Here is an 18,456-nt window from a genome sequence, read left to right as displayed (position 1 = left end):
TCGACGAAGCCGGGGACGACGGTGTACCCGGTCAGGTCGAGGTCGCCGGGCTCGCTCTCGCCTCCGAGGCCGGCGATCCGGTCGCCCTCGACGGCTAGGTGGCCGCCCTCGACGACGCCGCCGGGCAGGACCAGCCGGGCGCCGGCCAGTGCGGTACGGTCACGGTCCGCGGTGGTCACGCGGTCACCTCCATGGAGAGCAGATCCCAGGCGAGCAGGCCCGCGCCCAGGGACGCGGCGGTGTCTTTGAGCATGGCGGGTACGACCTTCGGGGGCATCTGGAAGGTCAGTCGCTCGGTGACCGCCGTGCGCAGCGGGTCGAAGAGCGTGTCACCGGCCTCGGCCAGCCCGCCGCCGACGATCACCGTGGACGGGTCGAGCAGGCTCTGGGCGAGCACGATCCCGTCGGCGAGGGCGTCGACGGCGCCCTGCCAGACCGCGAGCGCGCGGTCGTCCCCGGCGTCCACCGCGGCGGCGCAGGATGCCGCGTCGGCGTCGGGGTCGCCGCTGGCCGCGGCCCAGGCACGGGACACGGCGGAGGCGGAGGCGAGCGTCTCCAGGCAGCCGCGGGCGCCGCAGCCGCACTGCGGTCCGCCCGGGCGGACCACGACGTGGCCGATCTCGCCGCCGTAGCCGTGCGCGCCGGCCTCGATCCGGCCGCCGATGCCGATGGCACCGGCGATGCCGGTGCCCAGCGCGATGAACAGGAAGCGGTCGACGCCCCGGCCGGCGCCGAGCCGGCCCTCGGCCAGGCCGCCCGAGCGCACGTCGTGGCCGAGCGCGACGGGGATGACGGCGCGGTCGGGCCCGGCCAGGCGCTCGCCCAGGAGCTTGCGCAGCGGGAGGTCCCGCCAGCCGAGGTTGGCCGAGTAGACCGCGATGCCGTTCCTCTCGTCGATCGTGCCGGGGACGGCGACGCCGGCCGCGAGCGGGGCGACGCCGAAGCGGCCCCGGCCCTCGTCCGCCAGGTCGGCGGCGAAGTCGAGGATGGCGGTGACCACGGCGTCCGTGCCGTGCTCCCGCCCGGTCGGTCGGCGTGCTTCGAACAGCACGGAGCCGTCCTGGGCGAGCAGCGCGGCCTTCATGCCGGTGCCGCCTACATCGAGTGCGATGACGTGCTTCACGGAGGACAGTTTCCCTTGGTCGGGTAGAAGAGGTCTAGTCCAGTTGTCGGATTGGTCTGGTCCAAAGTAGGTGAGCTTTGTCGCAGATGGGGGCAGTGTGAGCGGCTTTGCGCCGGGCGCCTTCCGTTCACCTTCTGTTGCGCATCGTGCAATGACGTCCGCACTTCGATAACTACTCGGCGGGCTCGGCACAGTGGTGTGGACCACTGCCCGGTGGGTTTGGCAGTGTTGCGCCTCCCCCCTCCCGGATTCCCCCGTCCGGTCGCAGTTCTCCCCTGAAGGCGGTACCCGCGTTGAACAGGCGCGCCCACGTTCCCACCCGCGTCCTCGGCACCGCGCTGGCCGGAGCACTGGTACTCACCGCCGTCAGCGCCTGCGGCGGGCAGGAGGACGGGCCGGTCACCCTCAAGCTGGTCGCCGCCGACTACGGGGAGAGCACCGACACCAGCTCCAAGCTGTACTGGGACGAGATCGCGCGCGGCTTCGAGGCCGCCAACCCCGGCATCAAGGTCGACGTCGAGGTGGACAGCTGGACCGACATCGGCAAGAAGGTCGACGACATGATCGCGGCCGGCAAGTCCCCCGACCTGCTGCAGACCGGCGGCTTCGCCGACCAGGTCGCGGCGGACCGGCTGTACCCGGCCGCCGACGTGCTCTCGATGGACACCCAGGCCAATTTCCTGGACACCTTCGCGCACGCCGGGCAGGTGCTCGGCACCCAGTACGGCATCCCGTTCGTCTCCTCCTCCCGGGTGCTCTTCTACAACAAGGCGGTCTTCCGCCAGGCCGGCATCACCCAGCCGCCGGCCACCTGGAACGAACTGCGCCAGGACGCCGAGAAGATCAAGGCCAAGGTGCCGGGCGTGACCCCGTACGGGCTGCCGCTCGGGCCGGAGGAGGCACCGGCCGAGTCCATGCTGTGGACGCTGAGCGGCGGCGGCAGCCTCTCCGACGACGTCGGCAACTACACCATCGACAGCACCCAGAACCAGGCCACCTTCAGCTGGCTGAAGAACAACCTGGTGGCCACCGGGCTGACCTATCCGGACCCGGGCAAGATGAACCGCACCCCGGTCTTCCAGGACTTCGCGGCCGGGAAGGTCGCGATGCTGAACGGGCACCCGACGCTGCTGCGGATGGCCACCGCCGGGAAGATCGACTTCGGGACGGCGCCGATCCCCAAGAAGGACGGCGTGGGCAAGACCGGCAGCCTCGGCGTCGCGGACTGGATGATGGCGTTCAAGGCCAACGGGCACAAGAACGAGATCAAGAAGTTCCTGTCCTTCGCCTACTCCCGCGAGTTCCAGCTGAAGTTCGACGAGCAGTACAACCTGCTGCCGGTCACGCAGGACGCGTTCAACCAGATGACGTCCGACCCGAAGCACGAGGACCTCAAGCAGTTCGCGGTCGGGCTGACCAACGCCAGCTTCTACCCGTTCGGGGACCCGGCCTGGGGCGACGTCAGCAACCGGATCAAGGCCGGGATCGGGCAGGCCGTCACCGGCGACCCGAAGCAGGCGCTCGCCGGGCTGCAGGACGCGGCGGTCAAGGAGGCGGCCCGGGTCCGCAAGTGAACCCGGGCCGGGGCGCCCTCCAGGGGCGGGGGCGTCAGGGGCGGGCTCGTCAGGGGAGCGTGATGGCGTAGGCCTTGCGGAGCGTCTCGTGGACCGTCCAGGTGGTCCGGTCGCCCTCGCGCAGCACGGCGCAGTCGCCCGGGCCGACCTCCAGGGTCGGGCCGCCCTCGACCTCGATGGTGGCCCGGCCGCTGAGCACCACGAACAACTCGTCGGCCTCCACGTCGGTGACCACGCCGGGGGTGATCTGCCAGATGCCGCGCAGCTGGCGGCCGTCGGGGGACTCGGCGAGGACCAGGCCGGAGACCTCCGGGGTGCCGGAGACGATCTGGGCCGGGTCGAGCGGATCGGGTTCGAGGTCGGCGGTGGGGATGTGCACGGCGAAGCTGGGCGTGGTCATACCGCCGACGCTAGCCGGGGCGGCCGGGTGCCGGAGGGCGCACAGTGTGTCCGGCTCACGCGGGAGAATGACACTCCGTAGTGATGGCGGAGGTGTCCTGGTGGGCGAGCTGAGTGAGCGGGACGTGGCGGTGCTGGCCCTGGAGGGGCGGCAGTGGCGGACGGCCGGGGCCAAGGAACGGGCGATCCGGGAGGAACTGGGGCTCTCCTCCACCCGGTACTACCAGCTGCTGAACGCGCTGCTGGACCGGCCGGAGGCCCTGGCGCACGCCCCTGTCCTGGTGAACCGGCTGCGCCGGATCCGGGAGGCCCGGCGGGCGGCACGGTAGCGGGACGGGGCCGCGGGGTAGGGCTCGGGCATGGGCTTTGACGAGAAGTGGGTGCCGGTCACGGCTGCCGGGCGGGACGGGCTGCGGGCGATCCTGGCGGCGCCGGGCGAGGCGGTGATCGCGCTGGACTTCGACGGGACGCTGGCGCCGATCGTGGCGGATCCCGATCGGGCGCGGGCACATCCGGGGGCGGCGGCCGCGCTGCGGGCGCTGGTGCCGGCGGTGCGGGCCGTGGTGGTGGTGACGGGTCGGCCGGCCGCGCTGGCGGCGGAGTACGGCGGCCTGGACGGGCTGCCCGGGGTCGTGGTGCTGGGGCACTACGGCGCCGAGCGCTGGGAGGGCGGCGAGGTGACCGCGCCGCCGGTGCACCCCGGGGTGGCCGGGGCGCGGGCGGCGCTGCCTGGCCTGCTGGCGGCGGCGGGGGCGCCCGAGGGGACGTGGCTGGAGGACAAGGGGCGCTCGCTGGCGGTGCACACCCGGCGCACGGCGGCGCCCGAGGAGACGCTGGAGCTGCTGCGGGCGCCGGTCGGCGAGCTGGCGGCCGGGCACGGGCTGGTGGTGGAGCCCGGGCGGCTGGTGCTGGAGCTGCGGCCGCCGGGGGTGGACAAGGGCGCGGCGCTGACCGGCTTCCTGCGTGAGCGCGGGGCAGGTTCGGTGCTGTACGCGGGGGACGACCTGGGGGACGTGGCGGCCTTCGCGGCGGTGGAGAAGCTGCGCGGCGAGGGGGTGGCGGGGCTGCTGGTGTGCAGCGGCGCGGTGGGGGACGCGCCGGTGCGCGAACTCGCCGACCGGGCCGACCTGGTGGTCCCGGGCCCGGCCGGCGTGGTGGAGCTGCTCGCGGCGCTGGGCGCGGCCGTCGGCGCGGTCTGAGCCGGGCGGCGGCGCGTTGAGCGAGTTCAGAGCGCGTTGAGCCGGTTCACAGCGCGTTGAGCCGGTTCACAGCGCGTTGAGCTGGTTCACAGCGCGTTGAGCTGGTCGAGGAACCACTGCTGCGGGGGCAGCGCGGTGGCCGCCGCCGCGAGGCGCTTGGTGCGGTCGGCGCGCTCCCCCTCGGGCATGGTGAGGCCGGCGTGCAGGGCGTCGGCGGTGGCGATGATGTCGTACGGGTTGACGGTGAGCGCGTCCTCGGCGAGTTCGGCGTGCGCGCCGGCCTCGCGGGAGAGCACCAGGGCGCAGCCGTGGTCGGACACCACCGGAACCTCCTTGGCGACCAGGTTCATGCCGTCCCGGATCGGGTTGACCAGGGCCACGTCGGCGAGCCGGTAGGCGGCCAGGGAACGCGGGAAGTCGTCGTCGACGTGCAGGATCAGCGGCTGCCAGGCGGGGGTGGCGAACTCGGCGTTGATGTCCTCGGCGAGCCGTTGGACCTGCGCGGTGTAGGCGCGGTACTCGGCGAGGTCGGTGCGCGAGGGGTAGGCGAAGGCGATGTGCACCACCCGGTCGTGCCATTCGGGGCGGGTGCGCAGCAGGTGCCGGTAGGCCTGGAGGCCGCGGACGATGTTCTTGCTCAGCTCGGTGCGGTCGACCCGGACGATGGTGCGCCGCCCGCCGACGGCCTCGCGGAGGGCGGCGAGGCGTTCGTCGACGTCCGGGCGGTGGGAGCGCTCGCGCAGGAAGTCGGCGTCGGCGCCGAGCGCGTGCACGCCGAGCCGGGTGGTGCGGCCGGCGTGGGTGACGGTCATGGCGTCCCGGTCGACCTCGGCACCGAGCAGGTCGGCGCAGCAGTCGGCGAAGGCCAGCGCCCAGCGGCGGGTCAGGAAGCCGGCCCGGTCGGCGCCCAGGATGCCGGTGAGGACGGCCTCGGCGACGTCGTCGGGCAGCAGCCGGAAGTACTCGGGCGGGGCCCACGGGGTGTGCGAGAAGTGGCCGATCCGCAGGTCGGGGCGGGCGGCGCGGAGCAGGGCAGGGGTCAGCGAGAGGTGGTAGTCCTGGACCAGCACGGCGGCCCCGGGGGCGGCCTCGGCGGCCAGCGCCTCGGCGAAGGCGGCGTTGTAGGCGCGGTAGGCGGCCCACTCGGTGCGGAACCCGGCGTCGAAGGCGGGGGCGGTGGGGGTGGCGTAGAGCAGGTGGTGGACGAACCAGAGGGTGGAGTTGGCGACGCCGTTGTAGGCGCGGGCGAAGGTGTCGGGATCGATGTCCAGCATGCGGACGGCCTGGCCGCCCACGTCGTGCCCGGCGAGGTCGAGGCGGCCGTCCGGGGCCCCTCTGGCGGCCTGCCGGTCGGCCGCGCCGAGGGCGGCGCAGACCCAGACGGCGTCGGGGTCGTCGATGGCGGAGAGGCCGGAGACCAGGCCTCCGCCGCCGCGGCGGAGGGTCAGCGTGCCGTCGTCCGCGGTGCCGAACGACACCGGTCCCCGATTGGAGGCCACCAGGACGGGGGCGGTGCCGGTCGCACTCGAACGTTCGGTCGTGAGATCGCCCATGGTTGGTACGTTGCCGGGGCTCCGGAGCGGCAAACCCTTTCGGTGGGTGTTCAGTGTCGGGTCGCGTACTCGGGCACGGTGTGCATGGGCGGGCGTTCCAGGGCGGTCACCGGGTGGGTGTGGGCGGTGAACTCCCGGCTCTGCGGGTCGCGGGTGAACTGGGTCAGCAGCGGGTGGACCAGGTCGGCCGAGGCCTTCAGCCGGTGGGTGCGGTCGAGGCGTTCGAGGGCGGTGCGGTAGATGGTGGCGGCCATCCGGCCGAGGGCCTGGCCGTCCTGGTGCCGGTGGTGCCGGACGCCGACGTCCACCTGGGCCAGGGCGTCCAGCCCGACCGTCTCCAGCGCGTCGACCAGCAGGCCGAGTTCGACGCCGTAGCCGGTGGGGAAGGGGAGCCGTTCGAGCAGCGCGCGGCGGGCCGCGTACTCGCCGCCGAGCGGCTGGACGAAACCGGCGAGTTCCGGCCAGTGCAGGTTGAGCAGCGGGCGGGCGACCAGTTCGGTGACCCGGCCGCCGCCGGCCGGGACCACCGCGCCCTCGGTCTCCAGCGGCCGGTCGTACATGGCCTTGACCAGCTGGATGTCCGGTTCGGTGAGCAGCGGGCCGAGGATGCCGGAGACGAAGGCCGGGTCGAACTCGCGCAGGTCGGCGTCGACGAAGCAGACGATGTCGCCGCGGGTGACCAGCAGCGAGCGCCAGAGCACCTCGCCCTTGCCGGGGACGGCGGGCAGCCGGGGCAGGATCGCGTCGCGGTACTCCACCCGGGCGCCGGCCCGGGCGGCGGCGGCGGCGGTGGCGTCGGCCGAGCCGGAGTCGACCACGACGAGTTCGTCGACCAGCGGGAGGCGCTCCATCAGCTCGCGGCGGATGGTGCGGACGATGTCGCCGACGGTGGCCTCCTCGTCCAGCGCGGGCAGCACCACGCTGACCGTGTGGCCGGTCCGGCGCTTGGCCTCCAGCAGGGCGTGCACCGGCCGGTCGACCGCGCTCCACGAGCGGCGGCGCAGCCAGGACGCCGCCTGCGGGAGCAGCGCGGGGGTCGGTTCGGCGGGCACGGGACTCTCCTCGGCGGGGTCGGTGGGACGCGCCATCTCGCGTGGCGGACGATCCCGTTCGGGGTTGACGCCTTCGGATACAGTCTTCGTACAGCGGCCGGACCTTTGCACGCCGGGGTCGCCGTTGAGCACCACCACAATTTCACAAGCTCATCCAGAGGGACTGAGGGAACGGCCCGTTGACGTCCCGGCAACCTTCTCGCGCGGCTGTCTGTCGACAGGCCCCGGCGGGACAGGTGCCAATTCCGGCCTGTGGCGCGACCGTGCCACGGGGAAGATGAGGAGAGAGGCCTCCGCCATCATGGCTATCGACACTGTCGCACCCGCATCCGTGGACCTCGGCCCCGCCACCGCGCTGTCCTGTCGGGAGTGCGGCACCCGCTTCCCGCTCGGTCCGAGCTTCGCCTGCCTGGAGTGCTTCGGCCCGTTGGAGATCGCGTACGACTTCGGCAGCGAGGACGCCGAGGCGCTGCGCCGCCGGATCGAGGCCGGCCCGAGCTCGATCTGGCGCTACGCGCCGCTGCTGCCCGTCCCGGCCGACGTCGCCACCAAGCCCAACCTGAACCCCGGCTGGACCCCGCTGGTCAAGGCGGACAACCTGGGCCGCGAGCTGGGCTTCACCGCGCAGCTGCACATCAAGGACGACTCGGGCAACCCGACCCACTCGTTCAAGGACCGCGTGGTGGCCTGCGCCATCGAGGCCGCGCGGGCCTTCGACTTCACGACGCTCTCCTGCTCCTCCACCGGCAACCTGGCCGGCGCGGTGGGCGCGGCGGCCGCCCGGGCCGGCTTCAAGTCCTGCGTGTTCATCCCGCACGACCTGGAGCAGGGCAAGGTCGTCATGGCCGGGGTGTACGGCGGCGAGCTGGTCGGCATCGAGGGCAACTACGACGACGTGAACCGCTTCTGCTCGGAGCTGATCGGCGACCCGGCCGGCGAGGGCTGGGGCTTCGTCAACGTCAACCTGCGCCCCTACTACGGCGAGGGCTCCAAGACGCTGGCGTACGAGATCTGCGAGCAGCTCGGCTGGCGGCTGCCGGAGCAGATCGTCATCCCGATCGCCTCCGGCTCCCAGCTGACCAAGATCGACAAGGGGCTGCAGGAGCTGATCAGGCTCGGCCTGGTCGAGGACCGGCCGTACAAGGTCTTCGGCGCCCAGGCGGCGGGCTGCTCCCCGGTGTCGGCGGCGTTCAAGGCCGGCCAGGACGTGATCCGCCCGGTCAAGCCGGACACCATCGCCAAGTCGCTGGCGATCGGCAACCCGGCGGACGGCCCGTACGTGCTGGACATCGCCCGGCGCACCGGCGGCGCGGTCGAGGACGTCACCGACGCCGAGGTGGTGGACGCGATCCGGCTGCTGGCCCGGACCGAGGGCGTCTTCGCCGAGACCGCGGGCGGGGTGACCGTCGGCGTGCTGAAGAAGCTGGTGGAGACCGGCCAGCTGGACCCGGCCAAGGAGACCGTCGCGATCAACACCGGCGACGGCCTGAAGACCCTGGACGCCGTCGCCGGGGCCGGGATGACCGCCGTCATCCGCCCGACCCTGGCGTCCTTCCACGACGCCGGCCTCGCGTCCGCCTGAATCCCCCCACCCCGCTGGGCCCTGTCCGCTAGGAGAACCATGAGCGCCAACGTCCGTATCCCCACCATCCTGCGCACCTACACCGGCGGCGCCGCCGAGGTGGCCGCCGAGGGCGCCACCCTGGGCGAGGTCATCGCCGACCTGGAGAAGAACCACGCGGGGATCGCCGCCCGCATCCTGGACGACGCCGGCAAGCTGCGCCGCTTCGTCAACGTCTACGTGAACGACGACGACGTGCGCTTCGCCGAGGGCCTGGCGACCGGGATCGCGGACGGCGCCAGCGTCTCGATCATCCCGGCGGTGGCCGGCGGCTGCTGAGCCGCGCCCCGATCCGGGCACCCCGCCCGAGCCGCTCGTCCGACCGGCCGTCCGCGCGTACGGAATTCCGTTCTCCGTACGCACGGGCGGCCGGCCGCATTTCGGCGGGAATATGGCGGGGTCAAGTCGGAGTAGAGTGTGGCTCGGTTGGGAACAGGGCTTCCCCTCATCCTCACCCGCGAATCACCCGCGAATCACCCGCGAATCGCCGGACGGTCGTCCGGCCGCTGAGACCGGTCGGGTGCCTGGGCCGTGAAACATGTCAGGCAGATGTCAGAATTCCCGCGGGGATTTGCAGTAATCCGTCCGCTATGTCCGGCGTGAAATGCCGAATTCCTCCCGCTTTGGCCCGTCCTGCCCCTTGGCGTGGTGCCGGAATTCCCCGCAGCTGACCCTGTTGCAGAGGGCGTCGATCCGGATACATTCAGCCGCGGTCGACGTAATCACCCGCTCACAGGGCGCCGTCAGGCACCCCCGGCGGAGGGTTGCGGCGTGCACGGCTGCGCCCAGGGGGGGTTCCCCGGGCCGGCCTTCAAACCAGACCCGGGCCCGCGACCTGCGGGCGCGTGAAGGGCCAGCACAGCACTAGGGGAGTTCGGAATGGCTCAGGGCACCGTCAAGTGGTTCAACGCGGAGAAGGGCTACGGCTTCATCGCGGTCGACGGTGGTGCGGACGTCTTCGTCCACTACAGCGCGATCCAGATGGACGGCTACCGCACCCTCGAGGAGGGCCAGCGGGTCGAGTTCGAGATCTCCCAGGGACAGAAGGGCCCGCAGGCGGACATGGTCCGCGCCGCGGTGTGACCCCCTTCCGACCCCAGGAGCTCGGCGCGGCCCACGGCTGGTGACCACTCGCTTCTCGACGGGCCCGTGCGACACGCGTCGTACGGGCCCGTCGGCGTTCCCCGGCGGGGAGTTGCGCGGGTCGGCGGGAGCGCCCCGGGCGGCTCGCGGGATCGCGATTGGGCTTGCACTCGACCACCCCGAGTGCTAATTATTGGCGTTAGCACTCACAGCGTGAGAGTGACAGCGGACCGGGTCGGTGAGGCCCCCGGGAGCGGTAGGGGAAAGGACCCCCGCACACCAGGGCCGTCCGTCGCGGGCACCCCTTGGTCCGAGCAGTCGACCGTGTCCCGGAGGACCACTTCTGATGGCCAAGATCATCGCCTTTGATGAGGAAGCTCGCCGCGGCCTTGAGCGTGGCATGAACCAGCTCGCCGACGCAGTGAAGGTCACGCTCGGCCCCAAGGGTCGCAACGTCGTGCTGGAGAAGAAGTGGGGCGCCCCCACGATCACCAACGACGGTGTCTCCATCGCCAAGGAGATCGAGCTCGAGGACCCCTACGAGAAGATCGGCGCGGAGCTCGTCAAGGAGGTCGCCAAGAAGACCGACGACGTCGCGGGTGACGGCACCACCACCGCCACCGTGCTCGCCCAGGCCCTGGTTCGCGAGGGTCTGCGCAACGTCGCCGCCGGCGCCAACCCGATGGCCCTGAAGCGCGGCATCGAGAAGGCCGTCGCCGCCGTCTCCGACCAGCTGCTGGCCCAGGCCAAGGACGTGGAGACCAAGGAGCAGATCGCCTCCACCGCCTCCATCTCGGCCGCCGACACCCAGATCGGCGAGCTCATCGCCGAGGCCATGGACAAGGTCGGCAAGGAAGGCGTCATCACCGTCGAGGAGAGCAACACCTTCGGTCTGGAGCTCGAGCTCACCGAGGGCATGCGCTTCGACAAGGGCTACATCTCCGCCTACTTCGCGACCGACCTGGAGCGCATGGAGGCGACCTTCGAGGACCCCTACATCCTCATCGCCAACTCCAAGATCGGCTCGGTCAAGGACCTGCTGCCGCTGCTGGAGAAGGTCATGCAGAGCGGCAAGCCGCTCGTCATCATCGCCGAGGACGTCGAGGGCGAGGCCCTGTCGACCCTGGTCGTGAACAAGATCCGCGGCACCTTCAAGTCCGTCGCCGTCAAGGCCCCGGGCTTCGGCGACCGCCGCAAGGCCATGCTCGGCGACATCGCCATCCTCACCGGTGGCACCGTGATCTCCGAGGAGGTCGGCCTCAAGCTGGAGAACGCCGGCATCGACCTGCTGGGCACCGCCCGCAAGGTGGTCATCACCAAGGACGAGACCACCATCGTCGACGGTGGCGGTGACAGCGAGCAGGTCGCCGGCCGCGTGAACCAGATCCGCGCCGAGATCGAGAACAGCGACTCGGACTACGACCGCGAGAAGCTCCAGGAGCGCCTCGCCAAGCTGGCCGGCGGCGTGGCCGTCATCAAGGCCGGCGCGGCCACCGAGGTGGAGCTCAAGGAGCGCAAGCACCGCATCGAGGACGCCGTCCGCAACGCGAAGGCCGCCGTCGAGGAGGGCATCGTCGCCGGTGGTGGCGTCGCGCTGCTCCAGGCCTCGGTCGCCTTCGACAAGCTGGAGCTGGAGGGCGACGAGGCCACCGGTGCCAACATCGTCAAGGTCGCGCTGGAGGCCCCGATCAAGCAGATCGCGACCAACGCCGGCCTGGAGGGTGGCGTCGTGGTGGAGAAGGTGCGCAACCTCCCCGCCGGTCACGGCCTGAACGCGGCCACCAACACCTACGTCGACCTGATCGCCGAGGGCATCATCGACCCGGCCAAGGTGACCCGCTCCGCGCTGCAGAACGCCGCCTCCATCGCGGCGCTGTTCCTCACCACCGAGGCCGTCATCGCCGACAAGCCGGAGAAGGCCGCTGCGGCCGCCGGCGGCGGCATGCCGGGCGGTGACATGGACTTCTGATCCTGATCGCACCGATCGGATCGGCTGGTTCCTGATCGTGTGGGCGGTCCCCTTCGGGGGGCCGCCCACACGGCGTTCTACCGGAGAATGGACAGATGGCTTCCGACGACATCGAGACCGCGCTGCACAACGCGCGGGCGCTGATCCTGGCCGACCTCACCTCGCGGGACGTGGCGGACGCCGCCGTCGTCTCCCTGGTGGAGCAGGCCGTGACGCACCGCCGCTGGTGGTTGGAGCAGTGGCCGGACGGCACCGGGTACGTGCTCGGGCTGGTCGCCCAGGACATCCAGGACGCGCTGCTGGAGGCGTACGGGCGCTGGCCGCTGTGCACCGCCTGCGCCGCCGACGGGGACCCGCACGCGCTCGGCGTGGAGCCGGAGCTGGGGCCGGAGCCGCACTGGGTGTGCGGCAAGCAGGGCGCGGTGGTCGCGCCGGTGGGGGAACTCTCCTAGCCCGCTCGTGGTCCGCTCCCAGCCCGCTCCTGGTCCGTTCCCAGTCCGCTCGTGGTCCGCGTCGTGGACCGGGCGGCGGGAGTACTGGACCTATAGGTAGGTTGACGATATATGTAGTCGTATGACTGAACGCTCGATGCAGGAGCCGACGCTGCTGCTGCTCACCGCTCTGGCGGACGCCCCGAGACACGGCTACGCCCTCATCCAGGAGATCGCCGCCATCTCCGAGGGCCGGGTCAAGATGCGCACCGGCACCCTGTACGGCGCCCTCGACCGCCTGCTCCAGCAGGGGCTGATCGAGGTCGCCGCGGAGGAGGTCGTGGACGGGCGGGCGCGGCGCAGCTACGCGCTGACCAGCGTCGGCCGGGAGGCGCTGGCCTCCGAGGCGGAGCGGCTGCGGGCCGTCGCCACCGAGGCGGAGCGCCGTCTCGCGAACGTCTGGTCGGCGCTCCAGGGCAAGCCGGAGCCGGAGGGGAAGTCGATGATGAGGGGGTTCTTCGCATGACCATGACCACACCGACGATGGGGGCGCCTTCGACCGCGCTGCGGGCGGCGCTGCAGTTCTACCCGCCCCGCTACCGCCGGGAGCGCGGCGAGGAACTGGCCGCGGTGTTCGCCGACACCACGGCGGAGGCGGGCCGCTCGGCCGTCGCCCGTGAGGCGTTCGACCTGGCCGCGTACGGGCTGCGGGTGCGGCTCGGGCTGACCGGCTCCTCGCTGGCCGGGCGGGTGCTCGCGCTGGCCGCGCCGATGGTCGCCGGGGCGCTGGCCGGTGCGGCGCTGGTGCCGTGGGTGAGCGATGCGGAGCGGGCCGCCCGCCGGCTGACCTGGGACCCCTCGTACACCACGTACGCGCTGACCATCGCGCCGCCGGTGATCGCGCTGCTGCTCGCGGTGGCCGTCGTGACGGGGCGCTGGACGGCAGTGCGGGTCATCTCGCTGCTCCAGGCCGTCTCCGCGCTGTTCGTGCTGGCGCAGGCCGTCGTGCTGCCGCCGGAATTCGACCTCTGGGGGGTGGGGGACAGCAGCGTGGCCACCATGCCGTTCGTGCTGGGGGCGCTGCTGCTGGCCGCGGCGCCGACGGAGTTGCTGCCCAGGGCCTCCTGGCGTTCCGGCGGGCTGGCGCTGGCCTCGGTCCTCGGGGGCGGGCTGCTGGTGGCGCTCCAGCACTGGGGCGACTCCACCTTCCCGCTGGACATGCAGTGGTTCGCGGCGCTGCTGATCGGGCCGCTGCTGCTGACCTTCACCGCGCTGCGCGGCCGGGTGCTGCCGGCGGCCGTCGGGGTCGCGGTGCTGTCGCTGACGATGTTCGCGGGCCTGTTCAACATCTGGCGCGAGGGCCGCGGGTTCTGGCACGTGCTGCCGATGGCGGCGCCGGTGCTGCTGCTCCTGGTGGCGGCCGCGGTGGCGATGCGCCGGATCGGGCCCGGCGGACGGTTCGGCGGATGGTTCGGCGGGGACTCCGGGAAGGGGCGCAGCCTGGCGTGACCCGGGGGACGGGGCGAAGGGCTCGCCGGGCCCGGCCGGATGTGGCAACCTACTGATATGTCTAGACCAATTTTCGAAGTCATCGCGTTGACGCCCCAGGACGCCCAGGCTGCCGAGTCGGGTGGCGCCGACCGGCTCGAACTGGTCACCGACATGGCCGCGGACGGGCTCACCCCGTCCGTCGAGGACTTCGCCCGGATCCGGGCCGCCGTCGACATCCCGCTGCGCGTCATGCTCCGGATCCGGGACGGCTTCGCGCCCGGCGGCCTGGACGAACTGGCCGCCCGGGCCGCCGCGTTGCGGGCCGAGGGCGCCGAGGAGTTCGTCTTCGGCTTCCTCCACGCCGACGGCACCGTCGACCTGGCCGCCACCGCCGCCGTCGCCGAGGCGGTGGCCGGCTGCCGCTGGACCTTCCACCGGGCGATCGACCACAGCACCGACCGGGCCGCCCTGCGGGCCGCCGTCGGCGCGCTGCCCGGGCTGGACACCTTCCTCACCTCGGGCGCGCCTGCCGGCGTCGACGCCGGGTACGAGGTGCTGCTGGCGGAGCAGGCCCGCGCGGGCGAGCCCGGGTACGGGCAGCGGATCCTGATCGGCGGCGGCCTGCGGGCCGAACACCTGAAGGGGCTGCGGGCCGAGGGCTTCGACGGCTTCCACGTCGGCGGTGCGGTGCGGGTCGACGGCTGGCGGACGCCGGTGGACGCGGCCAAGGTCGCCGAGTGGCGGGCCCTGATCGACGCCTGAGCGTGCGCGGAGGGCGGGGGCCGGTCCCGGTGGGGCCGGCCCCCGCCGCTCGGTTCCTCAGCGCAGCTGCGCGGGCAGCGGTTCGCCGTGCAGCACCGTCAGGCCGGAGACGGCACGGGTGAGCGCCACGTACAGCCGCCGCAGGCCGGTCCGCTCGTCCGGCTCGCCCGCGATCACCGCGGCCGGCTCGTCCAGCACCACGTAGTCGTACTCCAGACCCTTGGCCAGCGAGGCCGGCACGAGCGTCAGCCGGGCCTCGGCGCTGGTCTCGGCGCCGGGGGACAGGTACGGCAGGCCGGCCGCGGTCAGCGCCTCGGCGAGCAGCGGGATCCGGGCGTCGGCGGCGATCAGTCCGGTCGAGCCCTCGTGCTCCAGCGCCTCGCGGCAGGCCGCCACGACGGCGGGCACGGCCTCCGCGTCCGGGAGGCGGCGGATCGTCAGCGAGCCGGGGGCGTCGCGGACGGAGGTCGCCGGGGCCAGGCCCGGGGCGATCGCCGGGAGCAGCCGGGAGGCGTACGCGATGACCTCCTCCGGCACCCGGAAGCCCTTGGTCAGCTCCTCGACGTGGGCGTCCGGCTTGCCCAGGTGGCGCAGCGCGTCCGGCCAGCTCGCCGTCGCCCACGGGGTGGTGCCCTGGGCGAGGTCGCCGAGGACGGTCGCCGAGCCGGTCGTGCAGCGCCGGCCGACCGCGCGGTACTGCATCGGGGAGAGGTCCTGCGCCTCGTCCAGCACCACGTGCCCGAGCGAGGGGGTGCGCTGCACCAGGTCCGTCGCCTCGTCGACCAGGACGGCGTCGGCCTGCGTCCAGCGGGCCGTCTTCACCGAGCGGCCCGGCTTGGGCCACAGCACCGCCTGCTGCTCCTCCGGGGTCAGCACGCCCTCCGCGCAGGCGGCCAGGAACTCCGGGTCGGAGAGCAGTCGCAGCACCAGCTTCGCCGGGTCGACCGCCGGCCAGCACTCCTTGGCCACCGCCTTGACCGCGGGGTTGCGGGCCACCGCGTCCTGCACCCGGTCGTCGGGGGCCTCGCCGGACTGTTCCATCTTCAGCAGCACGGTGTGCGCGATCCGCTGTGGCAGGGCGTCCCTGGCGGCGCCGTAGCGCACCTCGCGGCTCTTCAACTCCTCGATGATCGCGGTGAGTTCGTTCACCTGGACGCGCCAGCGGCGGGAGCCGCGGACCACCACGCAGGGCTCGGTGGGCAGCGTGATGCCCGCGCGCACCGCCCGGCGCAGCACCTCGGCCATCCGGGCGTCGCCCTTCAGCCGGGCCGCCCGCGGGTCGTCCTCGCCGCGCACCTCGACGTGCCCGACCAGCTGCTGCACGGTCGCCTGGTTGACGTCCAGCTCGCCCAGGGCCGGGAGCACCTGCTCGATGTAGGAGAGGAAGGCGTTGTTCGGCCCGATCACCAGCGTGCCCGTCCGGGCGAGGCGCTCGCGGTGCGCGTACAGCAGGTACGCGACGCGGTGCAGGCCCACGGCCGTCTTCCCGGTGCCGGGGGCGCCCTGGACGCAGATGGTGCCCGTCACGTCGGAGCGGACGATCTCGTCCTGCTCGGGCTGGATGGTGGCGACGATGTCGCGCATCGGGCCGACGCGGGGCTTCTCGATCTCGGCGGCGAGCAGGGCGGAGGCGGTGTCCGCCTCCGCCGGGTCGCTCAGGTGCTCGTCCTCGTAGGCGGTGAGCTCGCCGCCGGTGTAGCCGAAGCGGCGGCGGCGTTCGACGTCCAGCGGCTCGGTGCGGCTGGCCCGGTAGAACGGCTGGGAGACCGGCGCGCGCCAGTCGATCACCATCGGGTCGCCGTCGGCGTCGTGGACGTGCCGGCGCCCGATGTAGAAGCTCTCCCCGCCGCCTCCTTCGCTCAGCTCCTCGCTGATCGTGTGCAGGTAGTCCAGGCGGCCGAAGAACAGCGGGGTGTGCGAGAGGTCGGCGAGGGCGGCGATCCGGGCCTCGATCTGGTTCTGGAGGACGGCGGCGGACACCCAGGTGCCGGTCACGTCGCGCAGGTCCAGCGACTGGACGTCCTCGCGCATCGCTCGCAGCGCGGACCGGGACGCGGCCAGGTGGTCGCGTTCGCGCTGGAGGGGGTCGGTGGTGGGGGTGGCGGGCACAGCGAACCTTCCCGGCTGCGCCGGAAGCGGGCGCAGCGGATCGATGGAGCTCACGGTGGGTACGGCCGACCGGTTGCCGTGCGGTCGGCGCCTCCCCCGGCTGCCCGCGCGACTTCAGCGGGTACCACGGTTCGGGAGGGGGCAGACGGACGATCCTAGACCCGGGCGCCCCGGGGTTCCAGCCCCGCAGGTCCCGGGCCCGCGGGTCCCGGCCCCCGTACGGCCCGGAGGACGTGCGCGACGGCGGCGCCGCCCCGGGCACCGCCGCGCGCGTGGTCCTCCTCGGGCGCGACGGTGTCCGGTACCGGGGCGTGTCCTACCGCACGTCCTACAGCACGTCGTCCGCGTCGATGATGCGGTACGCGTAGCCCTGCTCGGCCAGGAAGCGCTGCCGGTGGGCGGCGAAGTCCTGGTCCACGGTGTCCCGGGCGACCACCGAGTAGAAGTGCGCCGAGTGGCCGTCCGCCTTCGGACGCAGGACGCGGCCCAGGCGCTGGGCCTCCTCCTGGCGGGAGCCGAACGTCCCGGAGACCTGGATGGCCACGGTGGCCTCGGGCAGGTCGATCGAGAAGTTCGCGACCTTGGAGACCACCAGGACGCCGATCTCCTTGTTGCGGAACGCCTCGAAGAGCTTCTCGCGCTGGGCGTTGCTGGTCTCGCCCTTGATCACGGGCGCGTCCAGCACCTCGCCGAGCTCGTCCAGCTGGTCGATGTACTGGCCGATGACCAGCGTCTGGTCCTTCTCGTGCTTCTTCACCAGCGCCTCCACCACCCGCCGCTTGGTCGCCGTGGTGGCGCAGAAGCGGTAGCGCTCCTCGGGCTCGGCGGTGGCGTACGCCAGGCGCTCCGAGTCGGTCAGGGTGACCCGCACCTCGCAGCAGTCGGCGGGCGCGATGTAGCCCTGTGCCTCGATCTCCTTCCACGGCGCGTCGAAGCGCTTGGGCCCGATCAGGCTGAACACGTCGCCCTCGCGGCCGTCCTCGCGCACCAGCGTCGCGGTCAGGCCCAGGCGGCGGCGGGCCTGGAGGTCGGCGGTGAACTTGAACACCGGCGCCGGCAGCAGGTGCACCTCGTCGTAGACCACCAGGCCCCAGTTGCGGGCGTCGAACAGCTCCAGGTGCGCGTAGGCGCCCTTCCGCTTGGTGGTCATCACCTGGTAGGTGGCGATGGTGACCGGGCGGATCTCCTTGCGCGTCCCGCTGTACTCGCCGATCTCCTCCTCGGTGAGCGAGGTGCGCTTGACCAGCTCGTGCTTCCACTGGCGGGCCGAGACGGTGTTGGTGACCAGGATCAGCGTCGTCGACTTGGCGTGCGCCATCGCGGCCGCGCCGACCAGCGTCTTGCCGGCGCCGCAGGGCAGCACCACGACGCCCGAGCCGCCGTGCCAGAAGCCCTCGACGGCCTGCGCCTGGTACGGGCGCAGCCGCCAGCCGTCCTCGTCCAGCTCGATCGGGTGCGCCTCGCCGTCCACGTACCCGGCGAAGTCCTCGGCCGGCCAGCCGAGCTTGAGCAGCACCTGCTTGATCTGGCCGCGCTCGGAGGGGTGCACCACCACCGTGTCCGGGTCGACCCGGGCGCCGACCAGCGGCGCGATCTTCTTGGAGCGCAGCACCTCCTCCAGCACCGGCCGGTCGGTGGTGGCGAGCACCAGCCCGTGCGTCGGGTGCTTGAGCAGCTGGAGCCGCCCGTAGCGGCCCATGGTGTCCGCCACGTCCACCAGCAGCGCGTGCGGCACCGGGTAGCGCGAGTACGTCACCAGGGCGTCGACCACCTGCTCGGCGTCGTGCCCCGCCGCCCGCGCGTTCCACAGCCCGAGCGGAGTCACCCGGTACGTGTGCACGTGCTCGGGGGCGCGCTCCAACTCGGCGAACGGCGCGATGACGCGGCGGCACTCGGCGGCCTTGGGGTGATCGATCTCCAGGAGAAGAGTTTTGTCGCTCTGGACGATGAGCGGTCCGTCGTTCACGCGGGGAAGCCCTCCACTGGCTGACAGGCTGGATTGACGCAGACCCTCCAGTGTCGCGCATTCCGCGGCGAACGTGGTCGGGCTCCTTCCGAACGGGAACGGGCTCCTTCCGTTCGTACGGGCG

17 protein-coding genes and 1 riboswitch are annotated in these 18,456 nt (G+C 72.7%); of the genes, 11 read left to right on the top strand and 6 right to left on the bottom strand.

The window, feature by feature from the left end; translation table 11 throughout:
* Positions 1–175: 175 nt before the first annotated feature.
* Positions 176–1,123: an ROK family protein gene (locus tag ACIOGZ_RS34440; protein WP_363584870.1), complete on the bottom strand. Its 948-nt coding sequence runs from the start codon at positions 1,121–1,123 to the stop codon at positions 176–178.
* A 293-nt stretch (positions 1,124–1,416) separates the two neighbouring features.
* Here ACIOGZ_RS34440 and ACIOGZ_RS34435 point away from each other — a divergent pair, with 293 nt between their 5' ends.
* Entirely contained in the window at positions 1,417–2,697 is a 1,281-nt protein-coding gene (locus ACIOGZ_RS34435; protein WP_400988842.1) for an extracellular solute-binding protein, read from the top strand.
* Between the two features lie 49 nt (positions 2,698–2,746).
* On the opposite strand, the gene ACIOGZ_RS34430 is transcribed toward ACIOGZ_RS34435, so the two are convergent.
* Entirely contained in the window at positions 2,747–3,097 is a 351-nt protein-coding gene (locus tag ACIOGZ_RS34430) for a cupin domain-containing protein (RefSeq protein ID WP_363584874.1), read from the bottom strand.
* A gap of 67 nt (positions 3,098–3,164) precedes the next feature.
* On the opposite strand from ACIOGZ_RS34430, the gene ACIOGZ_RS34425 reads away from it, so the two are divergent.
* Together ACIOGZ_RS34425 and otsB are read left to right on the top strand one after the other, a co-directional pair.
* Positions 3,165–3,425, top strand: a complete 261-nt coding sequence (locus tag ACIOGZ_RS34425; protein WP_363584876.1) for a DUF3263 domain-containing protein — start codon at positions 3,165–3,167, stop codon at positions 3,423–3,425.
* 30 nt (positions 3,426–3,455) lie between these two features.
* A complete protein-coding gene (gene otsB, locus ACIOGZ_RS34420; RefSeq protein WP_400988840.1) occupies positions 3,456–4,295 on the top strand; it encodes a trehalose-phosphatase in 840 nt (279 codons plus the stop codon).
* Positions 4,296–4,381: 86 nt separating this feature from the next.
* On the opposite strand, the gene ACIOGZ_RS34415 is transcribed toward otsB, so the two are convergent.
* The gene (locus ACIOGZ_RS34415) at positions 4,382–5,848 is read right to left on the bottom strand and encodes a trehalose-6-phosphate synthase (protein WP_363584880.1); all 1,467 of its coding nucleotides are present in this window, start codon (positions 5,846–5,848) and stop codon (positions 4,382–4,384) included.
* A gap of 50 nt (positions 5,849–5,898) precedes the next feature.
* Complete coding sequence (locus tag ACIOGZ_RS34410) at positions 5,899–6,876, bottom strand: glucosyl-3-phosphoglycerate synthase (protein ID WP_400988848.1); 978 nt, start codon at positions 6,874–6,876, stop codon at positions 5,899–5,901.
* A 171-nt stretch (positions 6,877–7,047) separates the two neighbouring features.
* Positions 7,048–7,184: riboswitch (SAM riboswitch) on the top strand.
* Positions 7,185–7,201: 17 nt separating this feature from the next.
* Between ACIOGZ_RS34410 and thrC the strand changes: the two genes are divergently transcribed.
* The 8 genes from thrC to ACIOGZ_RS34370 all read left to right on the top strand — a co-directional run bounded on the left by thrC (position 7,202) and on the right by ACIOGZ_RS34370 (position 14,257).
* A complete protein-coding gene (gene thrC, locus ACIOGZ_RS34405) occupies positions 7,202–8,482 on the top strand; it encodes a threonine synthase (RefSeq protein WP_363584884.1) in 1,281 nt (426 codons plus the stop codon).
* 39 nt (positions 8,483–8,521) lie between these two features.
* Positions 8,522–8,800 carry a MoaD/ThiS family protein gene (locus tag ACIOGZ_RS34400; protein WP_363584886.1) on the top strand — a complete coding sequence of 93 codons (279 nt, stop codon included), beginning with the start codon at positions 8,522–8,524 and terminating at the stop codon, positions 8,798–8,800.
* 600 nt (positions 8,801–9,400) lie between these two features.
* On the top strand, positions 9,401–9,604 hold the full coding sequence (locus ACIOGZ_RS34395; RefSeq protein ID WP_030289665.1) for a cold-shock protein: 204 nt from the start codon (positions 9,401–9,403) through the stop codon (positions 9,602–9,604).
* A gap of 346 nt (positions 9,605–9,950) precedes the next feature.
* Positions 9,951–11,573: a chaperonin GroEL gene (gene groL / locus ACIOGZ_RS34390; protein WP_063348228.1), complete on the top strand. Its 1,623-nt coding sequence runs from the start codon at positions 9,951–9,953 to the stop codon at positions 11,571–11,573.
* Positions 11,574–11,668: 95 nt separating this feature from the next.
* Positions 11,669–12,025 (top strand): hypothetical protein, encoded by a 357-nt coding sequence (locus ACIOGZ_RS34385; RefSeq protein ID WP_363584888.1) that lies wholly within the window; start codon positions 11,669–11,671, stop codon positions 12,023–12,025.
* Between the two features lie 121 nt (positions 12,026–12,146).
* Positions 12,147–12,530: a PadR family transcriptional regulator gene (locus ACIOGZ_RS34380; protein ID WP_363584890.1), complete on the top strand. Its 384-nt coding sequence runs from the start codon at positions 12,147–12,149 to the stop codon at positions 12,528–12,530.
* Entirely contained in the window at positions 12,527–13,513 is a 987-nt protein-coding gene (locus ACIOGZ_RS34375; protein ID WP_400988837.1) for a hypothetical protein, read from the top strand. Before ACIOGZ_RS34380 ends, ACIOGZ_RS34375 begins: the two co-directional genes overlap by 4 nt.
* Positions 13,514–13,570: 57 nt before the next feature.
* On the top strand, positions 13,571–14,257 hold the full coding sequence (locus ACIOGZ_RS34370) for a copper homeostasis protein CutC (protein ID WP_400988835.1): 687 nt from the start codon (positions 13,571–13,573) through the stop codon (positions 14,255–14,257).
* Positions 14,258–14,314: 57 nt separating this feature from the next.
* Here the strand turns inward: ACIOGZ_RS34370 and ACIOGZ_RS34365 are convergent, their stop codons facing one another.
* Both ACIOGZ_RS34365 and ACIOGZ_RS34360 read right to left on the bottom strand, forming a co-directional pair.
* Positions 14,315–16,366: an AAA family ATPase gene (locus ACIOGZ_RS34365; protein WP_363584896.1), complete on the bottom strand. Its 2,052-nt coding sequence runs from the start codon at positions 16,364–16,366 to the stop codon at positions 14,315–14,317.
* 328 nt (positions 16,367–16,694) lie between these two features.
* Positions 16,695–18,332: a DNA repair helicase XPB gene (locus tag ACIOGZ_RS34360; protein WP_063348223.1), complete on the bottom strand. Its 1,638-nt coding sequence runs from the start codon at positions 18,330–18,332 to the stop codon at positions 16,695–16,697.
* Positions 18,333–18,456: the final 124 nt, after the last annotated feature.

Source organism: Kitasatospora sp. NPDC088160 (genome assembly GCF_044741445.1).
GTDB lineage: Bacteria > Actinomycetota > Actinomycetes > Streptomycetales > Streptomycetaceae > Kitasatospora.
Note: the sequence above shows the minus strand (reverse complement) of the source record. Positions and strands in the feature narration are given on the sequence as shown.

What these genes read in the sequence shown, in the direction of transcription:
- ACIOGZ_RS34430 (WP_363584874.1), bottom strand. Translation starts at nt 3,097, where the DNA reads ATGACCACGCCCAGCTTCGCCGTGCACATCCCCACCGCCGACCTCGAA.
- ACIOGZ_RS34425 (WP_363584876.1), top strand. Translation starts at nt 3,165, where the DNA reads ATGACACTCCGTAGTGATGGCGGAGGTGTCCTGGTGGGCGAGCTGAGT.
- otsB (WP_400988840.1), top strand. Translation starts at nt 3,456, where the DNA reads ATGGGCTTTGACGAGAAGTGGGTGCCGGTCACGGCTGCCGGGCGGGAC.
- ACIOGZ_RS34415 (WP_363584880.1), bottom strand. Translation starts at nt 5,848, where the DNA reads ATGGGCGATCTCACGACCGAACGTTCGAGTGCGACCGGCACCGCCCCC.
- thrC (WP_363584884.1), top strand. Translation starts at nt 7,202, where the DNA reads ATGGCTATCGACACTGTCGCACCCGCATCCGTGGACCTCGGCCCCGCC.
- ACIOGZ_RS34400 (WP_363584886.1), top strand. Translation starts at nt 8,522, where the DNA reads ATGAGCGCCAACGTCCGTATCCCCACCATCCTGCGCACCTACACCGGC.
- ACIOGZ_RS34395 (WP_030289665.1), top strand. Translation starts at nt 9,401, where the DNA reads ATGGCTCAGGGCACCGTCAAGTGGTTCAACGCGGAGAAGGGCTACGGC.
- groL (WP_063348228.1), top strand. Translation starts at nt 9,951, where the DNA reads ATGGCCAAGATCATCGCCTTTGATGAGGAAGCTCGCCGCGGCCTTGAG.
- ACIOGZ_RS34385 (WP_363584888.1), top strand. Translation starts at nt 11,669, where the DNA reads ATGGCTTCCGACGACATCGAGACCGCGCTGCACAACGCGCGGGCGCTG.
- ACIOGZ_RS34380 (WP_363584890.1), top strand. Translation starts at nt 12,147, where the DNA reads ATGACTGAACGCTCGATGCAGGAGCCGACGCTGCTGCTGCTCACCGCT.
- ACIOGZ_RS34375 (WP_400988837.1), top strand. Translation starts at nt 12,527, where the DNA reads ATGACCATGACCACACCGACGATGGGGGCGCCTTCGACCGCGCTGCGG.
- ACIOGZ_RS34370 (WP_400988835.1), top strand. Translation starts at nt 13,571, where the DNA reads ATGTCTAGACCAATTTTCGAAGTCATCGCGTTGACGCCCCAGGACGCC.